Genomic DNA, 17,712 nt, shown 5'->3' with positions numbered 1-17,712 from the left:
GCGACGAGTCGACGGAGTCGGGGAGGAAGCGCCGGAGAAGTCCACGCCTGCAGGTTAATCGCGCACAGGGGCACGGCGCCTCGGGTGAAAACCCTGAACCGTCAGGCCCAGAGCTGCCCGTCCAACCGCTCGGCCGCCTCGTCGAGCGACCCGCTGTAGGCGCCGGTGGAGAGGTACTTCCAGCCCGCGTCGGCCACCACGAACGCGATGTCCGCGGTGCCGCCGTTCTTGAGCACCTTGTTGGCCACACCGAGAGCCGCGTGCAGCACCGCTCCGGTGGAGATCCCGGCGAAGATGCCCTCCTGCTCCAACAGCTCGCGCGTGCGTCGCAGCGCGTCGTACGCGCCCACGGAGTAGCGACCGCTGAGCACCTCGGGATCGTACAGCTCGGGCACGAACCCCTCGTCGAGGTTGCGCAGGCCGTACACGAGTTCGCCGTACCGCGGCTCGGCGGCGATCACCTGCGCGTCGGGCTTGTGCTCACGCAGGTAGCGTCCGACGCCCACGAGCGTTCCCGTGGTCCCCAGTCCGCCCACGAAGTGCGTCAGCGTCGGCAGGTCCTTCAGCAGCTCGGGGCCGGTGGTGCGGTAGTGCGCGTCCGCGTTGGCCGGGTTGCCGTACTGGTACAGCATCACCCAGTCCGGATTCGCCTTGGCGAGTTCCTTCGCACGCCGGACGGCCTCGTTGGAACCACCCGCCGCCGGCGAGTACACGATGCGCGCCCCGTACGCCTGGAGCAGTTGCCGCCGCTCCTCCGACGTGTTCTCCGGCATCACGCACACCATGCCGTAGCCCTTGAGCTTCGCGGCCATGGCCAGCGAGATCCCGGTGTTTCCGGACGTCGGCTCCAGGATGGTGTCGCCCGGCTTGAGCACGCCGTCCCGCTCGGCCGCCTCGATCATCGCCAGCGCGGGGCGGTCCTTGATGGAGCCGGTGGGATTGCGGTCCTCCAGCTTCGCCCACAGTCGGACCTCGGGCGAGGGCGACAACCTCGGCAGCCCCACCAACGGGGTACCGCCGAGGGTGTCGAGCAGGGACTCGTACCTGGCCATGGCCACCTACCTACCGTGCGCCGCCGGCGACGGCCGGAAGGATCGTCACGGTGTCGCCGTCGGACACCGTGGCGTCGAGCCCGCCCTCGAACCGGACGTCCTCGTCGTTGACGTAGACGTTGATGAACCGGTGCAGCTTGTCGTCCTTGACCAAGCGCTCCTTGATACCGCCGTAGTTGGCGTCGAGGTCGTCGATCACCTCGGCCACGGTCTTGCCGGACGCCTCGACGGTCTTGGCGCCGTCGGTGTGCGTGCGCAGGATCGTGGGGATGGAGACGGTCACGGACATCGGTTACCTCCACTCGGGGTTGACGACAGAACAGACGTTCCGGAGGGCAGTGCTATTCCCGCGAGTGACTCAGCGCGCACCGTCGGCGGCGGCCGGGTACTCGTCGACGATCTCCACGTCCTCCTCGGTGACCTCACCGTCGACGATGCGGTACGACCGGAACTCGTAAGTCTCGGGCTCCCGGGTCGACACCAGCACGTAGTGCGCCGACGGCTCCTGCGCCAGCTTGATGTCGGTACGCGAGGGATAGGCCTCGGTCGCGGTGTGCGAGTGGTAGATCACCACGGGCCGCTCGTCGCGGGAGTCCATCTCCCGGTACAGCCGGAGAAGGTCGGTGGAGTCGAACTCGTAGAACGTCGGCGACCGAGCGGCGTTGGCCATGGGGATGAACCGCTCGGGGCGGTCCGTGCCATCGTCCGGGCCGGCGATCACACCGCACGCCTCGTCCGGGTGATCCCGGCGGGCGTGCTCGACGATCGCGTCCACGAGATCACGGCGAATCTGGAGCACGGCGCCCATTGTACGGTCGCGGTCGAACGGGTCCACCCAGCGAGAAACCCCAGGTCACACCGGGTGAGCGGGTGTGTCCTGGCTCGCAGCCGTCAGTGCCGCCTCAGCCAGCGCGGTCTGGCACGTCACCAGCCACGTCAACTCCCGGCCGCCCTTGCGCATGGTCACGGTGGGCCAGTCCACGAGCGCGTTCCACCGGGGACGTGACACGAACAACGTCTGCGCGTGACCGAGCGCGCAGAACACGTCCGGCACCGCCACGTCGGGGACGGACACCACGGCCGGGTCCTCGCCGCTGTCCCGGGCGTGGCCGAGAAGCACCGCGGTGCGACGGACGGCGTCGAGCACCCGACGTCGCATCGCCTCGCCGTGCTCGGCACGGAAGGCGTCGCTGGCCTCCCGGTCGAAGTAGGCGTCGGGGAACAGTCGACGGTCGGGCAACGGCCGAGGTCGGCGCGCGAACCGCCTGCGCTGTCCGGTGAGCGCGCATTCGAGGTCGTCGAGGACCCCGATCAGGCCGGAGGCGACCGTGCGCGACACCGCCAGCTCCACACCGTGTCCCGTACGCCACGCGCGGACGTACTCGCCCGTCACTCGTCTCCCTCCCCGGTCCGTGTCGTGATCGGCAGCACCGTTCCCGCGTCCGGGTCGGTGTCGTCGACCTCCCCCACCGTCGCTCGCACACCGAGCACCTGGATCTCCGCCACGACGCGCTCGGCCTCCTCCCGCGTCGCGCACGTCAGCACCCGGGCGCGACCGTTGCGCTGGGCCTCGTCGGCCAGCGCGACCCCGCGTTGTTCCGCGACACCACACACGTGGCGCAGCACGAACGCCACGCCGGGGAACCGGTTCACGTCGTCGTGATGCAGATCGACCGACCAGAGCGCACGGTCAGCCACGGTCGAACACCTCCGGCCAGACGTCGGCGTAGGAGGGCAGGCCCGGCGCGCTCGTCGCGGCGAGCAGACCGCGCACCATGGCACGCGCGAACACCCGCGCCGCCGCGGCGCACACCCGGTCGAGCGCCGCCGCCGTGCCCGCGTCCCCCACGGGTCCTTCGATCCTCGGCAACTGTTTCTCTCCGGTGGCGAGAGCGAACACCGTGTCGCCGTCGAACATCGTGTGCGCCGGACGCACGGCCCTGGCGAGGCCGTCCTGCGCCGCGACGGCGAGCCGACGACACTGCGCCTTCGACAACGCGGCGTCGACCGCCACCACGCCGATCGTGGTGTTGAGCGGAGAGTCCGGCTGGGTCGGGAACTTACCGGGACGGTCCGGCCACCGGGACACCCCGAACTCGGCCGGGTGGCCGTGGTCGGCGGCGAACGGCCGCCCTGACACCAGGTCCACCGCCTCGCCCGCGGCGTTCACCACGGCCAGGGCGCCCACGACCATCGCGTCCCCGTCGGCGTGGTGCACGACCTCGCTGGCGGTTCCGATCCCGCCCTTCAACGAGCCGACCCTGGCGCCCGCTCCCGCGCCGACCGAGCCCTGCTCCACGGCTCCGGTGGTGGCCGCCTCGCACGCCGCGTACCCGAACGTCGCATCCGGACGGTTGCCCCACGCGTTGCGCGGCAGGTCGAAGATCACGGCGGCGGGCACGATCGGCACGACGTGGTCGGGGTGCGGTCCGACCGGGATGCCGCGGTGGCGCTCGTCCAGCCACCGCATCACCCCGTCGGCCGCGGCGAGGCCGTAGGCGCTCCCGCCCGACAGACACACCGCGTCCACCGTCTGCACGAGGTTCTCGGGCTCCAGCAGGTCGGTCTCGCGAGTGCCGGGCGCACCGCCGCGTTGGTCGACCCCGCCGACAGTGCCCTCCGGAGGCAGCACGACCGTGGTGCCGGACGCCCACCCGTCACCGACGCGGTGATGATGGCCGACCCGGACACCGCCCACGTCGGTGATCGCGTCGGACAACTCCATCCGGCTCACCTCACTCGGCGACCGCCTGCACGAGCGTGTCCTGCACCCACGTCACCCAGTGGTAGACGCCCAGGTGCGGGGCGCGCGGATCGTCGTCGGGCAGTCGATCGGGCATGTCCTCGGTGACGTCGAGCGCGGTCCCCAGCGCGAGCCGCACGTCGTTCAACGCCGCGAGCCACGCGTCCGCCTGCTCGAATGTGAGCCGCACGTCGCCACCACGTGGCGGCATCGTCTGCAACACCACCCGGGCCGCGCTGAGCTTCGCGTCCAGCAACGCCGGCTCGTGCAACGACCGCAGCGCGGCAGCCGAGTCGAGCGACTCCTTCGAGGGGTTGTCGGGGTCCAGCCGATGGAAGTCGGGCAACAACCGCCCCAGCACCGGGTCGTCAGGCCCCTCCGACGGTCCGGTGCGGATACCGGTCAACTCGGCCAGCTCGTCCTGCGGGGCCTCCTCGGCCCGCGCGTTCAGCATGTCCTCGACCTGACTCACCAGGCCGCGAACCACCGCCGCCTCCTGCTGGTCGAACCCGCCGACCACCTTGCCGCCCTTGCGGCGCCACTGCTTCACGTTCGTTCCATCGTCGCCCACAGGCCCGCCGCGTGGAGCTTCGCGACGTCGCCTTCCACCTTCTCCTTCGTCCCCGACGACACGGCGGCCCGGCCCTTGTGATGCACGTCGAGCATGAGCTTCGTGGCGTGCTCCCTGCTGTACCCGAAGATCCGCTGGAACACGTAGGTCACGTAGGACATCAGGTTGACCGGGTCGTTCCACACGATCGTCTGCCACGGTCGGTCCTCGGCCCCGAGATCCGCACCGAGTGTCTCTTCGGCCTCGACGGGCGTGGTCATGGTCCCCATGGTGTCACGCGGCACGGACACGAGGTGCCGGTGGTAGGCCACGCGGGTGAGCACCCGTGTGGCGGCGTGTCGCGCAGGCGGCCCACCCTGGTCGTGGCGGGTCGCGTGGCGAATAATCTTGCGGCATGTCCTCCTCGGCGAGCGGGAACAGCACCGCGCTGTTCACCGACCACTACGAGCTGACGATGCTGGCGAGCGCGCTGCGCGACGGCACCGGCGACCGGAACTGTGTGTTCGAGGTCTTCGCGCGCCGCCTGCCCGCCGGCCGACGCTACGGCGTCGTCGCCGGTACCCAACGCGTCCTCGACGCGATCACCGACTTCCGCTTCACCGACGCGGAGCTGACCCAACTCCGCGAGACGGCCGTCGTCGACTCGGACACGCTCGACTGGTTGGCGAACTACCGGTTCGGCGGCGACGTCGACGGCTACGCCGAGGGCGAACTGTACTTCCCGGGCTCGCCGATCCTCACCGTGCGCGGCACCTTCGCCGAGAGCGTCATCCTCGAAACCGTCGTCCTCTCGATCCTCAACCACGACAGCGCGGTGGCCTCTGCCGCGGCCCGGATGTCCGGCGCCGCCAACGGGCGCCCCATCATCGAGATGGGCGGTCGCCGCACCCACGAGCACGCCGCCGTCGCCGCGGCCCGCGCCGCCTACCTCGCCGGCTTCGCCACGACGTCCAACCTGGAGGCAGGGCGCCGCTACGGCATCCCCACCCGTGGCACCGTGGCCCACGCGTTCATGCTCCTGCACGACACCGAGGAAGCCGCGTTCCGGGCCCAGGTCGAACAGATGGGCACCGACACCACGCTGCTGGTGGACACCTACGACATCACCAAGGGCATCGAGACCGCCGTGCGCGTGGCCGGACCGGAACTGGGTGCCATTCGCATCGACTCCGGCGACGTCGGAGTACTCGCGCGGCAGGCTCGCGAACAGCTCGACGCGTTGGGAGCCAAGGACACCCGCATCGTCGTGTCCGGCGATCTCGACGAACACGCCATCGCCGCGTTGCGCGCCGAACCGGTCGACGCCTACGGCGTCGGCACCTCCGTGGTCACCGGCTCCGGCGCCCCCACCGCGGGCATGGTCTACAAGCTCGTCGAGGTGGACGGCCGCCCCGTCGCCAAGCGCAGCGAACACAAGGCGTCCCGGGGTGGCCGCAAGGCCGCGCTGCGCCGTCACAAGCCCACGGGCACCGCGCTGGAGGAGGTCGTCTACCCGGCCGCGAACCCGCCCGAACTCGCCGAGCACGACAGGCAGCTCCACATCCCTCTGCTGCGTGCTGGACAACCGGTGGACGACCTGCCCACCCTGGAGGACGCGCGGCAGCGACTGCGCCGCGGGCTGGTCAGTCTGCCGTGGGAAGGACTGAAATTGTCCAGCGGCGATCCCGCCATTCCCACGACCTTCCTGTAGAGCACGCCGCGTCGATCTCGGAGGTGAACATGGCTACCGCACTGATCGTGGTGGACGTGCAGAACGACTTCTGTGAGGGTGGCTCGCTCGCCGTCGCCGGAGGAGCCGCCGTCGCCGAGGCGATCTCGGCCTACCTGCGCGGCGAGGGCGCCACGTACGACCACGTGGCCGCCACCCGCGACTACCACATCGACCCCGGTGAACACTTCAGCGACGAACCCGACTTCGTCAACTCCTGGCCCCGCCACTGCGAGGCCGACACCCCGGGTGCGGCGTTCCACCCGCGCCTGGACGTCGCGCCCATCACGGCGGTCTTCTCGAAGGGCCACTACAGCCATGGCTACTCCGGTTTCGAGGGGTCGACCGACACCGGTGACGAACTCGTCGACTGGCTGCGGGAGCGCGACGTGACCGACGTGGACATCGTCGGCATCGCCACCGACCACTGCGTGCGCGCCACCGCCCTCGACGCCGCCCGACACGGGTTCCGGGTGCGCGTGCTCGCCGACCTCACCGCGGGTGTCTCCGCGTCCACGGTGGACGCCGCGCTCGAGGAGCTGCGGGAGGCCGGGGTCGACATCGTCGGCACACCGAAGGTGGCTTCGTGACGGGGTCGGGGCTGCTGGCCTTCGGTGAGGCCCTCGCGGTGTTCAGCACCCAGACGGGCAAGCTGCGGCACGCCACCACCGTGGACGTCGGCATCGCGGGCGCGGAGGCGATGGTGGCCATCGGGGTGGCCAGGCTGGGCACCCCGGCCGCGTGGGCGGGGCGACTCGGCGCCGACGAGCCGGGCGCGCTCGTGCTGTCCCGGCTCCGGGAAGAAGGCGTCGACACCTCCGCGGTACGCACCGACCGCCAGGCCCCCACGGGGCTGATGATCAAGGACTTCCGCAACGCGGACGTCACGCGCTCCGCCTACTACCGCAACGGGAGCGCTGGAACGCGACTCTGCCCGGAGGACATCCCGGAGGACCACATCCGCGCGGCCGGAGTGCTACACCTCAGCGGCCTCACGCCGGGACTGTCCGACTCGGCGGCCAAGGCGATGTTCGTGGCCGCCGAGTTCGCCCGTGACGAAGGCGTTCCGGTGTCGATCGACATCGACTACGCGCACGCCCTCTGGTATCCGGAGGACGCGGCCGACATCCTGTACGACCTCGTGTCCCTGTGCGACATCGTGTTCGCCGGGGACGACGCGGCCCGATTGCTGGGGCTGGACGGTGAGCCGGAGGAGCTCGCGTCGGGGCTGGCGGAGTTGGGGCCGGAGCAGGTGGTCATCGAACTCGGGCCGCGCGGAGCCGTGGCCGAGCTGCACGGGTCGCGCTACGACGTGCCGAGCTACCCGGTGCGGTCGGTCGACACGGAGGGCGCCGACGACGCGTTCGTCGCGGGCTTCCTCGCCGAGTTCCTCGCGGGCAGCCCGCCGGACCGCCGACTGCGCACGGCCGCCGCCTGCCGAGCGTTCGCCCTGACCGTCCCGGGTGAGACCACGGGCCTGCCCGACCGCGAGGAACTCCGCCAACTCACCCGCCCCCGCTGACCCCCGGGCGTGTCCGCACTTCCCGCACTCGTGTCCGCGCCCTGCGCACGCGTGTCCGCACTTCCCGCACTCGTGTCCGCGCCCTGCGCACTCGTGTCCGCGCGCGGCGCACGCGTGTCCGCACTTCCGGCTCGACTCACATCGAGCTAGGACCCAGCTCCTCCCGCGCGGTCCCGGCTCTCGTACACGAAGTGCCAACACCCGTACGCCAACCGCCAACACACGTACGCCACCTGCGGACACGCGTACGCCACCCGAGGACACGACGGAACGGGGTTCGGGCGGCGGCGGCGACAGGGGTGGGCGGTAACGTTGCGAGTCGTGACCGGTGCCCGATCGGAGCTTCCCAGCGTCCGCGAACTGCTGACCCACGCCGTCGCCGCGCTCGGTGGGGCCGAACGCGAGGGCCAGGTCCGCATGGCCGAGGCCGTCGACCACGCCATCCGCACCGGCGAACACCTCGCCGTGCAGGCGGGGACCGGCACCGGCAAGTCGCTCGCCTACCTCGTTCCCGCGATCCGGCACGCCGTCGAGTCCGACACCACGGTGGTCGTGTCGACGGCCACGATCGCCCTGCAACGGCAGCTCGTGGACCGCGACCTCCCCCGCCTGGCCAAGGCGCTCAAGAAGCCCCTCGGCGTCGAGCCGACCTTCGCGATCCTGAAGGGCAGGCGCAACTACCTGTGCCTGCACCGCGTCCACACCGGAGCCGAGGACGAGCCCGAGGACGCAGCACTGTTCGACCAGTTCGCCGTCTCCCGCCTCGGGCGGGAGGTGAAACGGCTCCACGAGTGGTCGTCGGACACCGAGACCGGTGACCGCGACGAGTTGGTGCCGGGTGTCTCCGACCAGGCGTGGCGGCAGGTGTCGGTGACGGCGAAGGAGTGTCTCGGCGCGGGTCGCTGCCCGGTCGGCGACGACTGCTTCGCCGAGGTGGCGCGCGGGGAGGCCGGCAGGGCGAACATCGTGGTCACCAACCACGCGTTGTTGGCCATCGACGCGTTGCAGGAGTACCAAGTCCTGCCAGACCACGACGTCACGATCATCGACGAGGCACACGAGCTGGTCGACCGCGTGACGTCCGCGGCCACGGCCGACCTGTCCCCCGGCATGATCGCCACCGCCACCCGACGCTGCGCCCGGCTCGTCGACGCCGACATCGCCGATCGTCTCCTGGAGACCGGCGAGGGGTTGTCGCTCATGCTGGAGGACGCCCCGGTGGGCCGATTGGACTCGCTACCTGAGGCGCTGGGCACCGCGATCGTGGCCGTGCGCGACGCGGCCCACGCCTGCCTCACCGCGCTCGGCTCCGACCGCCGCGAGGACCCGGAGGAGGCCAGCAAGCGCAAGCTGGCCCGGTCCGCGCTGGACGACGTCCACGACACGGCGGTGCGACTGCTCGACGCGTTCGACGAGGACGTCGCCGACCGCAAAGACGTGGTCTGGTCCACCGGTGACCGGTACTCCGCCAATCCCCGACCGCCCGCGCTGCACGTGGCACCGCTGGGTGTCGGCGGGCTGCTGCGCGAGCGGGTCTTCGGCACGACCACGACGGTGCTCACGTCGGCGACCTTGGCTCTCGGGGGCACATTCGACACCCTCGCCCGTCAATGGGGTCTGCCGCCGACCCCTCGGCGCGCCGAGCAGGCCGCGGGGACGGCGACGGAGAAGCCCCCGCCGTCCGACACCGACGACGGCCCCCGCTGGAGCGGGCTGGACGTCGGCTCGCCGTTCGACTACCGCCGCAACGGCATCCTGTACGTCGCCAAGCACCTGCCGCCGCCGGGCCGCGACGGCCTGGCTTCCGCCACGCTCGACGAGATCGCGGAACTCATCGAGGCGGCCGGGGGTCGCACGCTCGGGTTGTTCTCCTCGATGCGGGCCGCCAAGCAGGCCACGGAGGAACTGCGCGACCGGCTCGACCACCCGATCCTGTGTCAGGGCGACGACTCGACGTCGCTGTTGGTGAACAAGTTCGCCGAGGACACCCGCACGTGTCTGTTCGGCACGCTGTCGCTGTGGCAGGGCGTGGACGTGCCCGGGCCGTCGCTGTCGCTGGTGATCGTGGACCGTATCCCGTTCCCACGCCCCGACGATCCCGTGGCGTCGGCCCGGCAGCGTGCCGTGGAGGCACGCGGTGGCAACGGCTTCCTCACCGTGGCCGCCACCCACGCGGCATTGCTGCTCGCGCAGGGTGTCGGCCGACTCCACCGCTCGACGAGCGACCGGGGTGTCGTCGCGGTGCTCGACTCCCGGCTGGCCACGGCCCGCTACGGCGGATTCCTGCGCGCGTCGTTGCCGCCGCTGTGGCCGACGCACCGACCGGACGTCGTCCGCGACGCGCTGCGCCGACTCGACGCCGGCGCCCCCGCCTGAGCGGACGTGGCCGAGGGACTACGGTGGACGCCAAACCGACACCGAGGGAGATGTCGTTGCCGTCCGATTCGTCCAGCGCCCATTCCCGGTCCATCAGCGTCGACGACGCCGGTGTCCGACGCCTGTTGGCCGACGGCTCCGAGGAGTCGATCGCGTGGTCCGATCTGGCCGCCGTCGTCGTGCGGGTGATTCCCGAGGGGCCGTGGAAGGAAGACGTCTTCCTCATGTTGGCCGCCGCCGACGGCACCGGAACCGCCGTGCCGAGCGGTGACCCCGCCGCCGACGCGCTGATCGAGCGGCTCCAGACGCTGCCCGGCTTCGACCACGACCTGTTCGTGGAAGCGATGACCACCGACGCCGACAAGGCGTACGTGGTCTGGAAGGCGAGCTGAAAGCCTGCTCCGAGTCAGGGCCGCCACTTCGCCACGACGGTGACCGTGCCCGGCTCCACCTCGGTGAATCCGGCGTCGCGCACCGCCACCAGGCCGCGCTCGGCCCAGGCCGCGTCAGGTCGGGTCAGCGCCTGCGTCGCCCGATCCCATGCGTCCGGCTCGGCCACCCGCACGGAGCAGCGGTACTCCTCCGCCGCCCACGCGTCGAGCTCCGAACGCCCCAGCAACGAGGCGAGCATCATGGTCGCGTGCCCCACCTGCGCAGCGGCCTTGCCCGCCGACATCGCCGCGTGGGGATTCAGCAGCAGCACCGGGCGGTCGTCAGGGGCTGGGCCGGGCTCGTCGTCGGGAACGTCGCTCCCGGAGATCTGCAAGCGGGAGACCTCCCGAGGCAGGTCCCCGACCCGGCAGGGCAGCAGCGCCCGCACCCGCGCGCCGTCGACCTCCATGGTGACCCCGGGCAGCTCCTGCACCGCCCTCCAGTGCGCGCCTCGCGCTCGGCGGGCGACCTTGCGGATGTGTCCGGACGTCCACGTCATCAACGGCTCGTGCCACGGGCCGCCGGGGCGAGCGTCGTCGTGCAGGCACACCGCGAGCGCCGCCCGTGCGGCTGCTTCGAGCAGGGGCGTGCGCGACGGCGGGGCCGACTTCTCCATCCGCAGCACGAGAGGCATCGCCCACACCTGCTCGGGCGGGACGTCGCGATCGGCGGTGCGCTCGGCGGGCAGTCCGAGCCACCACGCGTAGCGGGCGGCGACGGGCGCCAGCACCGACGCACCGGAGTGCGGGTCCCCGGAGTTCACGGGGTTCACGGGGTTCACGGCCGCAGCAGGGGCAGACCGTCGGCGACGTCGGCCGCCTCCACCTCCGCCCGCGTCACGCCGAGCATGAACAGCACCGCGTCGAGATACGGGTACGACAACGCGGCGTCGGCCACCTCACGCAGCGCGGGCTTGGCGTTGAACGCGATCCCCATGCCCGCGGTGGTCAGCATGTCGATGTCGTTGGCACCGTCCCCGACGGCCACGCACTGCCCGAGCGGAATGCCGTACCCCGCGGCGTAGCGCGTCAACGCCTCCGCCTTGGCCGCGCGGTCCACGATGTCACCGACGACCCGACCGGTGAGGGTGCCGTCGACGATCTCCAGCTCGTTGGCCACCGCGAAGTCGAGCCCGAGTTCGGTGACGAGTCCGTCGATGATGCGCGTGAACCCGCCCGACACCACACCGCAGCGATAGCCGATGCGCTTCAACGTCCGGATCGTCGTCCGGGCGCCCGGGGTCAGCTCGATCTGCCCGGCCACCTCGTCGAGCACCGACTCGGGCAGCCCCTTCAGCAACGCGACCCGCTGCTTCAACGACTCGGCGAAGTTCAGCTCGCCCCGCATCGCGGCGGAGGTGATCTCGCGGACCTCGTCCTCCACGCCCGCGTGAGCGGCCAGCATCTCGATCACCTCACCCTGGATGAGGGTCGAGTCGACGTCGAACACCACCAGACGCTTGGCCCTGCGCGCGAGACCGGCTCGTTCGATCGAGACGTCCAACCCGCCACGGGCACCGACGTCGGCGAGCACGGTCCGCAGTTCACTGTCGGCCTCGGGAGTGTCGGCGGCAGCCGAGACGTGCAGCTCAAGGCCGGTGACGGGGTAGTCCGCGATGCTGCGGATGGTGTCGATGTTGACGTCGAGACTCGCGAGCCGACGTGCGACCTGGGTGAACGCCTGCGCCGTGATCGGCCTGCCCAGCAGCACCAGCACGTGGGTCGAACCACGGCGAGCCGGGGCGAAGGGATCGGCTCCGATCGCGTCGCCGATCCGGACGTCCACGTTCATCGCGACGGTCGCCATGGCCTGCTCGACCATTTCCTGCAGACCCTCGGGGTCCGAGTCGACCGAGACGAGCACACCGAGGACGAGCTGTCCGCGGATGACGACCTGTTCGATGTCGAGGACCTCGACGCCCTCACGGGTCAACGCCGCGAACAACACCGAGGAGACGCCCGGCTTGTCCGGCCCGGTCGCGGTGATGAGGACTGGCGTGGGACTCACTCGTCGTCTCCCTCGGCTCCGGTGTGGTGGGCCGGAGTTCCCGGCCCACCACACCGGTCACTGTTCGCTTGCGTTGTCCTTGTCGCGGTCGCCCGGCATCGCACCCGCGGTCACGAGCTCGGACGGCGCGTCCTTCGCGTCCTTGTGCGGCAGCGGCTTGCCGGTGAAGGTCATGTGACCCTCGTTGCGCATGCGCTCGATCATGTGCGGGTGGTGCAGCTCGAACGCAGGACGCTCGGAACGAATGCGGGGCAGCTCGGTGAAGTTGTGCCGCGGGGGCGGGCAGCTCGTGGCCCATTCGAGCGAGTTGCCGTAGCCCCACGGGTCGTCCACCGTGACGATCTCGCCGTAGCGGTAGCTCTTGAAGACGTTCCAGATGAACGGCAGCGTCGAGGCACCGAGGATGTACGCACCGACCGTCGAGATGACGTTCAGCGTCGTGAAACCGTCGGTGGTGAGGTAGTCGACGTACCGACGCGGCATGCCCTCGTTGCCCAGCCAGTGCTGCACCAGGAACGTGGTGTGGAAGCCGATGAACGTCAGCCAGAAGTGCAGCTTCGCCAGCGACTCGTCCATCATCCGGCCGGTCATCTTCGGGAACCAGAAGTAGATGCCGGCGAACGTGGCGAACACGATCGTGCCGTAGAGGACGTAGTGGAAGTGCGCCACCACGAAGTAGCTGTCGGAGACGTGGAAGTCGATCGACGGAGCCGCGAGCAGCACACCGGTCAGACCACCGAAGAGGAAGGTGACCATGAAGCCGAGCGTGAAGATCATCGGCGACTCGAAGCTGATCTGGCCCTTCCACATGGTGCCGATCCAGTTGAAGAACTTCACACCGGTCGGGACGGCGATGAGGAAGGTCATGAAGGCGAAGAACGGCAGCAGCACCGCGCCGGTCGCGTACATGTGGTGCGCCCACACCGCCACGGACAGCGCGGCGATGGACAGCGTGGCCCAGACCAGACCCTTGTAGCCGAAGATCGGCTTACGGGTGAACACCGGGATGATCTCCGACGCGATACCGAAGAACGGCAGCGCGACGATGTACACCTCGGGGTGCCCGAAGAACCAGAACATGTGCTGCCACAGGATCACGCCGCCGTTGGCCGGGTCGAAGATGTGAGCACCCACCTTGCGGTCGGCGAGCAGACCCACGAGCGCGGCGGTCAGGATCGGGAACGCGAGCAGCACCAGGAGGCTGGTGATCAGGATGTTCCACGTGAAGATGGGCATCCGCCACATCGTCATGCCGGGCGCGCGGAGGCAGACCACGGTCGTGATCATGTTGACCGCACCGAGGATGGTGCCCAGACCACTGACGATCAGACCGGCGACCCACAGGTCCGCACCGATGCCCGGCGAGTAGATGGCGCTCGACAGCGGCGTGTAGGCGAACCAACCGAAGTCGGCGGCACCGCCCGGCGTGATGAAGCCCGCGAGCGAGGTGAGACCGCCGAAGAGGTACAGCCAGTACGAGAAGGCGTTCAGTCGCGGGAACGCGACGTCGGGCGACCCGATCTGCAGGGGCAGCACGTAGTTGGCGAACCCGAAGACGATCGGCGTCGCGTAGAACAGCAGCATCACCGTGCCGTGCATGGTGAAGAGCTGGTTGTACTGCTCCTGCGACAGGAACTGCTGACCCGGAACCGCGAGCTCCGTACGGATCAGCATCGCCATAGCGCCGCCGACCATGAAGAACGCGAACGCGGTCACCATGTACATGATGCCGAGCTGCTTGTGGTCCGTCGTGCGGAAGAACCGCAACAATGACGATCCCTTCACCGACTCTCGCGTCGGGTACGGACGCGTTGCGATCGGCTGGGGCGCTACGGCCGTCACTGAAGCCTCCTGCACTCGAAACCCCGCGAACCTTGCTGTCGCCACGGGCGGGGACCCACGTTGGCTACGGGGATCGTATCCCTCTCATGTTCCGGCCTCGCGCACCGGGAGCACAGATCACGTTCCCGGCCGCATCGGACACGGCGCGTGCATCGCCTCGACCGCCACGCGAGATCGGAAAACCGCTGGTTGCGGGCTTTGCGGCGCGTCAGGCACGGCCCGACCGCGCGGCTGTTGGCTGCGTCACCCCACTCAGCGGAGCACCCGCGACACGGCCTCGACCACGGCCTCGGGGGCCTCCAGCGGCAGCAGATGTCCGGCTCGCGGCACGACGACGAACTCCGCACCCGGCACCGTGTCGGCAACATCACGTACGACGTCGACCGACATGATCGCGTCCTCCTCCCCCGCCACCACCACCGTGGGCACGTCCGCGGTGCGGAGCACGTCGGTGGAGTCGGGCCGCGCGGCCATCGCGCGCTGCGCCCACGCCACCCCGGCGGGCGGTTGCTCCTCGATGAGCTCGCGCACCCGGTCGACCACCTCGGGGCGACGACGGCGTGTGGTCTCCCCCAGCAACGTCGGCAGCATCTCGTCGGCCAGCCAGCCCGACGTCCCGTCACGGTCCGCGCGGTCGGCCACGGCCAGCCGCTTCTCGCGCGCCTCGACCGTGTCGGCCGTCGCCTTGGTGCCGAGGAAGACGAGCCCGCCGACCCGCTCGGGCGCGAGCCTCAGCAAGGCCATGGCGACGTAGCCGCCCATCGACGAACCCCCGACGACCGCCGTGTCGATCTCCAGCTTGTCGAGCAGCGCCAGCACGTCCCGGGCCGCGTGGTCGAGACTCGGTGCCGCAGGAGCCGTCGCACCGTCCTCGGGCAGCGGCGTGCGACCGAGGCCTCGCTGGTCGGGAGTGATCAGGCGGGTGCGCTCGGCCAACGGCGCGCGGACGGAGTCCCACATGCGCGCGTCGAGCGGATAGGCGTGCAGCAACACCAGTGGCAGTGACGACATGTCGTCCATTGTCGGCGGGACGCACTACATTCGCGGATATGACACGGTTGGGGCCTCTGCGCACGTCGCGGCTGTTGCTGCGGCCCTTCAGCGACGACGACCTCCCCACCGTGATCGGGCTGCAGTCCGCGCGGTCCACCCATCCCCACGAGAGCAACCCGGCCACCCCGGCCGAGGCTCGGCTCCAGTTCGAGACCTGGCGGCAGCACTGGCTCGACCACGGGTTCGGCTACGTGGCGGTCGAGCACGACGGACGCGTGATCGGGGTGGGTGGCCTCCAGAACAGCGAGCTCCACGGCGAGTCGGTGCTCAACCTCTTCTATCGCTTCGTCCCGGAGGCGTGGGGCCACGGCTACGCCTGCGAGATGGCCGGAGCCCTGCTCGACTGGGCCGACCGAGAGCTTCCGGACAAGCCGGTGGTGATCGTCACGAACGTCACCAACACCGCCGCTCGACGGGTGGCGGAGAAGCTGTCGTTCTCGGAGTACCGCCGAGACCTCTACCGCGGTGCGCCCGCGGTGTACTACCGCAGGCAGCCCGCCGTGCGCGTCTGACCGCGCCTCACCAACGGCGTCGGGTCGGACCGCGCCGGGTCCGCGCCTGCCAGCAACCCCGATGCCAGTGTCGCCGGTCGGTCACCGAGCCGTACTCGTCGGCGGGCCAGGCCACGACGTGCGCCACCCCCGGCTGGATCTCGTGGTCGCAACCCGGACAGCGGTAGGTCTTCGTGGCCTGCGCGCCCGGAACCGAACGCACCACCCAGTCACCGTCGGGCCCGGACTCCGACCGGGCCCAGCTCGCGGACGACCCCACGCGGGGCTCGATTCGTCGGGCGCGGTTACGGCGAGGCATGACTCAACGGTAACCGGCGGGTACCGTTCGTCCCGCGCCTGCCGACGCGTCCCTCGTCAGTCGCACACGGCCAACGCGAACGGCACGAGCTGTTCCGCGGACGTCAACGACCCGTGCTGTCCGACCAGCGCCGACTCCCGGGGTTCCCGCAGCGTGCGCACCATTCCCGACCGACCTCGGGCCGCGGCCACGACGTCACCGATGCGGGGCAGCACGTGATCGGCGACCACGGGACCGAACCATCCCTCCTCGACCGCCTGTTCCCTGGACGCCACCCACGCACGCTCGCCCAGCACCTCGCGCCACGTCGCGAGCACGTCGTCCACGGCGCCGTCCTCGACGTACACATGCCGAGCCCGGACCTCCCCCGCCAGCTCTCGCACCCCGTCGGTCAGGCTGGGTTCGGCGTCGACGTCGACCACGCTGTCGTCGACGGTGACCATGCCGTGGTCGGCCACGACCGCGAGCGCCGATCCGGGCGGCAGCGAGTCGATCAACGACTCCACCAGCCGGTCGACCTGCCGAAGCTGCATCCGCCACGGCGTCGTCCCCGGCCCGTGGACGTGGCCCATCAGGTCCAGGTCACCGTGGTAGCCGTAACAGAAGCTGCGCGCCGACCGCAGCGCCGCAGCCATCGCCGCCGCGAGGTCGCCGAGCGCGCGCGTGCCGACGTAGTCGCCGCCCGAGAGCACAGCTCGCGTGAGCGAGGTGTCGACGAACTGCGCCGACGACACGACAGTGCTGGTGAGCCCGGCCTCGGCGGCCACGGCGAAGGTGGTGGGCAGTCGTTGCACGTCCTCCGGCCGTACCCGGTCGGCCAGGCTTTCACCGCCGGGATGTCGGTGCCAGGACAGCGCGTTGAGCACGCCGACGCCGGGCAGGTCGAAGGAGTAGCCCACGAACCCGTGCTCGCCCGAGGCGGACCCGGTGCCGATCGCCGCGAGTCCGGCGGCGGTGGTGGCCGGGTAGCCGACGCGCAGCGCGCGCCGTGGCAGCCGTGACAGCACCGGGGCGTCGTCGGCGTGGGTGGCGAGCAGGTCCCACCCGAGCCCGTCGATCAGCAACACGCCCACTCGGGAACGCGGGCCGAAGCCGAGCGTGTCGGCGAACCCGGCGACCCCCAGGGCCGCCAGCGCCGACGGAGTCACCTCGGCCAGCAGGGGGATCTCGACATCCAGCACTGGCTTGTCCACCGCGTCAGCGTCCCACGAACCGCCGCCCGCACGCGATAATCGGCACATGCCGACCTACGCCTACCGCTGCCGCGTCTGTGCGGACTCCTTCGAACTGAACCGTCCGATGAGCGAGTCGAGCGCTCCCGCTTCCTGCCCGCAGGGTCACGACGACACGGTGAAGCTGCTGACCACGGTGGCGCTGACCGGATCGGCGCAGGCACCCGCCGCGCCCTCGGGCGGCGGCTGCTGTGGCGGTGCCTGCGGGTGCGGCTGATACAACGCCCCACCGGCGGGTGACGACACCGGTGTGAGCCGTCGGCGGGGCCGCGACGAGACCGATGCCGAGACCGTCGGCGTGCGGGCAGCGTCTCCGCGTCGACTCCGCGGTCCCGGTCGCACGCGCGTCGGCCTCGCCGTCCGC

General features: G+C 70.7%; 21 protein-coding genes. 7 read left to right on the top strand and 14 right to left on the bottom strand.

The features are described 5' to 3' along the window. Positions 1 to 101: 101 nt before the first annotated feature. The 8 genes from JAV51_RS16700 to clpS form a co-directional block, all read right to left on the bottom strand. Positions 102 to 1,052 (bottom strand): PLP-dependent cysteine synthase family protein, encoded by a 951-nt coding sequence (locus tag JAV51_RS16700; RefSeq protein WP_197321671.1) that lies wholly within the window; start codon positions 1,050 to 1,052, stop codon positions 102 to 104. A 10-nt stretch (positions 1,053 to 1,062) separates the two neighbouring features. Beyond that, positions 1,063 to 1,341, bottom strand: coding sequence for a MoaD/ThiS family protein (locus JAV51_RS16695; RefSeq protein WP_197321670.1), 279 nt, complete (start codon positions 1,339 to 1,341; stop codon positions 1,063 to 1,065). A 69-nt stretch (positions 1,342 to 1,410) separates the two neighbouring features. Then, positions 1,411 to 1,860, bottom strand: coding sequence for a Mov34/MPN/PAD-1 family protein (locus JAV51_RS16690; protein WP_197321739.1), 450 nt, complete (start codon positions 1,858 to 1,860; stop codon positions 1,411 to 1,413). Positions 1,861 to 1,905: 45 nt separating this feature from the next. After that, positions 1,906 to 2,445, bottom strand: a complete 540-nt coding sequence (locus tag JAV51_RS16685) for a hypothetical protein (RefSeq protein WP_197321669.1) — start codon at positions 2,443 to 2,445, stop codon at positions 1,906 to 1,908. Further along, on the bottom strand, positions 2,442 to 2,750 hold the full coding sequence (locus JAV51_RS16680; RefSeq protein ID WP_197321668.1) for an ATP-dependent Clp protease adaptor ClpS: 309 nt from the start codon (positions 2,748 to 2,750) through the stop codon (positions 2,442 to 2,444). Before JAV51_RS16680 ends, JAV51_RS16685 begins: the two co-directional genes overlap by 4 nt. After that, on the bottom strand, positions 2,743 to 3,777 hold the full coding sequence (locus JAV51_RS16675; RefSeq protein ID WP_197321667.1) for a P1 family peptidase: 1,035 nt from the start codon (positions 3,775 to 3,777) through the stop codon (positions 2,743 to 2,745). Before JAV51_RS16675 ends, JAV51_RS16680 begins: the two co-directional genes overlap by 8 nt. 10 nt (positions 3,778 to 3,787) lie before the next feature. Further along, the gene (locus tag JAV51_RS16670; RefSeq protein WP_197321666.1) at positions 3,788 to 4,345 is read right to left on the bottom strand and encodes a DUF2017 domain-containing protein; all 558 of its coding nucleotides are present in this window, start codon (positions 4,343 to 4,345) and stop codon (positions 3,788 to 3,790) included. Further along, a complete protein-coding gene (clpS, locus tag JAV51_RS16665; RefSeq protein WP_197321665.1) occupies positions 4,342 to 4,626 on the bottom strand; it encodes an ATP-dependent Clp protease adapter ClpS in 285 nt (94 codons plus the stop codon). The genes JAV51_RS16670 and clpS overlap by 4 nt, the downstream gene beginning before the upstream one ends. 134 nt (positions 4,627 to 4,760) lie before the next feature. Here clpS and JAV51_RS16660 point away from each other — a divergent pair, with 134 nt between their 5' ends. The 5 genes from JAV51_RS16660 to JAV51_RS16640 all read left to right on the top strand — a co-directional run bounded on the left by JAV51_RS16660 (position 4,761) and on the right by JAV51_RS16640 (position 10,364). Beyond that, positions 4,761 to 6,056, top strand: a complete 1,296-nt coding sequence (locus JAV51_RS16660) for a nicotinate phosphoribosyltransferase (RefSeq protein ID WP_197321664.1) — start codon at positions 4,761 to 4,763, stop codon at positions 6,054 to 6,056. A 29-nt stretch (positions 6,057 to 6,085) separates the two neighbouring features. Continuing rightward, a complete protein-coding gene (locus JAV51_RS16655; protein ID WP_197321663.1) occupies positions 6,086 to 6,664 on the top strand; it encodes an isochorismatase family protein in 579 nt (192 codons plus the stop codon). After that, positions 6,661 to 7,596: a sugar kinase gene (locus tag JAV51_RS16650; RefSeq protein ID WP_197321662.1), complete on the top strand. Its 936-nt coding sequence runs from the start codon at positions 6,661 to 6,663 to the stop codon at positions 7,594 to 7,596. The genes JAV51_RS16655 and JAV51_RS16650 overlap by 4 nt, the downstream gene beginning before the upstream one ends. A gap of 321 nt (positions 7,597 to 7,917) precedes the next feature. After that, positions 7,918 to 9,972, top strand: coding sequence for an ATP-dependent DNA helicase (locus JAV51_RS16645; protein ID WP_197321661.1), 2,055 nt, complete (start codon positions 7,918 to 7,920; stop codon positions 9,970 to 9,972). Positions 9,973 to 10,022: 50 nt separating this feature from the next. After that, complete coding sequence (locus tag JAV51_RS16640; protein WP_197321738.1) at positions 10,023 to 10,364, top strand: hypothetical protein; 342 nt, start codon at positions 10,023 to 10,025, stop codon at positions 10,362 to 10,364. Positions 10,365 to 10,378: 14 nt separating this feature from the next. Here the strand turns inward: JAV51_RS16640 and JAV51_RS16635 are convergent, their stop codons facing one another. From JAV51_RS16635 to JAV51_RS16620, 4 genes are all read right to left on the bottom strand, one after another. Beyond that, a complete protein-coding gene (locus tag JAV51_RS16635; RefSeq protein ID WP_307845910.1) occupies positions 10,379 to 11,185 on the bottom strand; it encodes a peptidyl-tRNA hydrolase in 807 nt (268 codons plus the stop codon). Then, positions 11,182 to 12,411: a phosphoserine phosphatase SerB gene (gene serB / locus JAV51_RS16630; protein WP_197321660.1), complete on the bottom strand. Its 1,230-nt coding sequence runs from the start codon at positions 12,409 to 12,411 to the stop codon at positions 11,182 to 11,184. The genes JAV51_RS16635 and serB overlap by 4 nt, the downstream gene beginning before the upstream one ends. 57 nt (positions 12,412 to 12,468) lie before the next feature. Beyond that, a complete protein-coding gene (gene ctaD / locus JAV51_RS16625) occupies positions 12,469 to 14,253 on the bottom strand; it encodes a cytochrome c oxidase subunit I (RefSeq protein WP_197321659.1) in 1,785 nt (594 codons plus the stop codon). A gap of 252 nt (positions 14,254 to 14,505) precedes the next feature. Next, positions 14,506 to 15,264: an alpha/beta fold hydrolase gene (locus tag JAV51_RS16620; RefSeq protein ID WP_197321658.1), complete on the bottom strand. Its 759-nt coding sequence runs from the start codon at positions 15,262 to 15,264 to the stop codon at positions 14,506 to 14,508. Positions 15,265 to 15,302: 38 nt separating this feature from the next. Here JAV51_RS16620 and JAV51_RS16615 point away from each other — a divergent pair, with 38 nt between their 5' ends. Beyond that, positions 15,303 to 15,818, top strand: a complete 516-nt coding sequence (locus JAV51_RS16615) for a GNAT family N-acetyltransferase (protein ID WP_197321657.1) — start codon at positions 15,303 to 15,305, stop codon at positions 15,816 to 15,818. Between the two features lie 7 nt (positions 15,819 to 15,825). On the opposite strand, the gene JAV51_RS16610 is transcribed toward JAV51_RS16615, so the two are convergent. Together JAV51_RS16610 and JAV51_RS16605 are read right to left on the bottom strand one after the other, a co-directional pair. Then, on the bottom strand, positions 15,826 to 16,116 hold the full coding sequence (locus tag JAV51_RS16610; protein WP_197321656.1) for a hypothetical protein: 291 nt from the start codon (positions 16,114 to 16,116) through the stop codon (positions 15,826 to 15,828). Positions 16,117 to 16,172: 56 nt separating this feature from the next. Further along, complete coding sequence (locus tag JAV51_RS16605) at positions 16,173 to 17,309, bottom strand: alkaline phosphatase family protein (protein WP_197321655.1); 1,137 nt, start codon at positions 17,307 to 17,309, stop codon at positions 16,173 to 16,175. Positions 17,310 to 17,355: 46 nt separating this feature from the next. Between JAV51_RS16605 and JAV51_RS16600 the strand changes: the two genes are divergently transcribed. After that, positions 17,356 to 17,565, top strand: a complete 210-nt coding sequence (locus tag JAV51_RS16600; RefSeq protein ID WP_197321654.1) for a zinc ribbon domain-containing protein — start codon at positions 17,356 to 17,358, stop codon at positions 17,563 to 17,565. Positions 17,566 to 17,712: the final 147 nt, after the last annotated feature.

It is taken from the genome of Saccharomonospora sp. NB11 (assembly GCF_015910535.1).
In the GTDB taxonomy this organism is placed as follows: Bacteria; Actinomycetota; Actinomycetes; order Mycobacteriales; family Pseudonocardiaceae; genus Saccharomonospora.
Note: the sequence above shows the minus strand (reverse complement) of the source record. Positions and strands in the feature narration are given on the sequence as shown.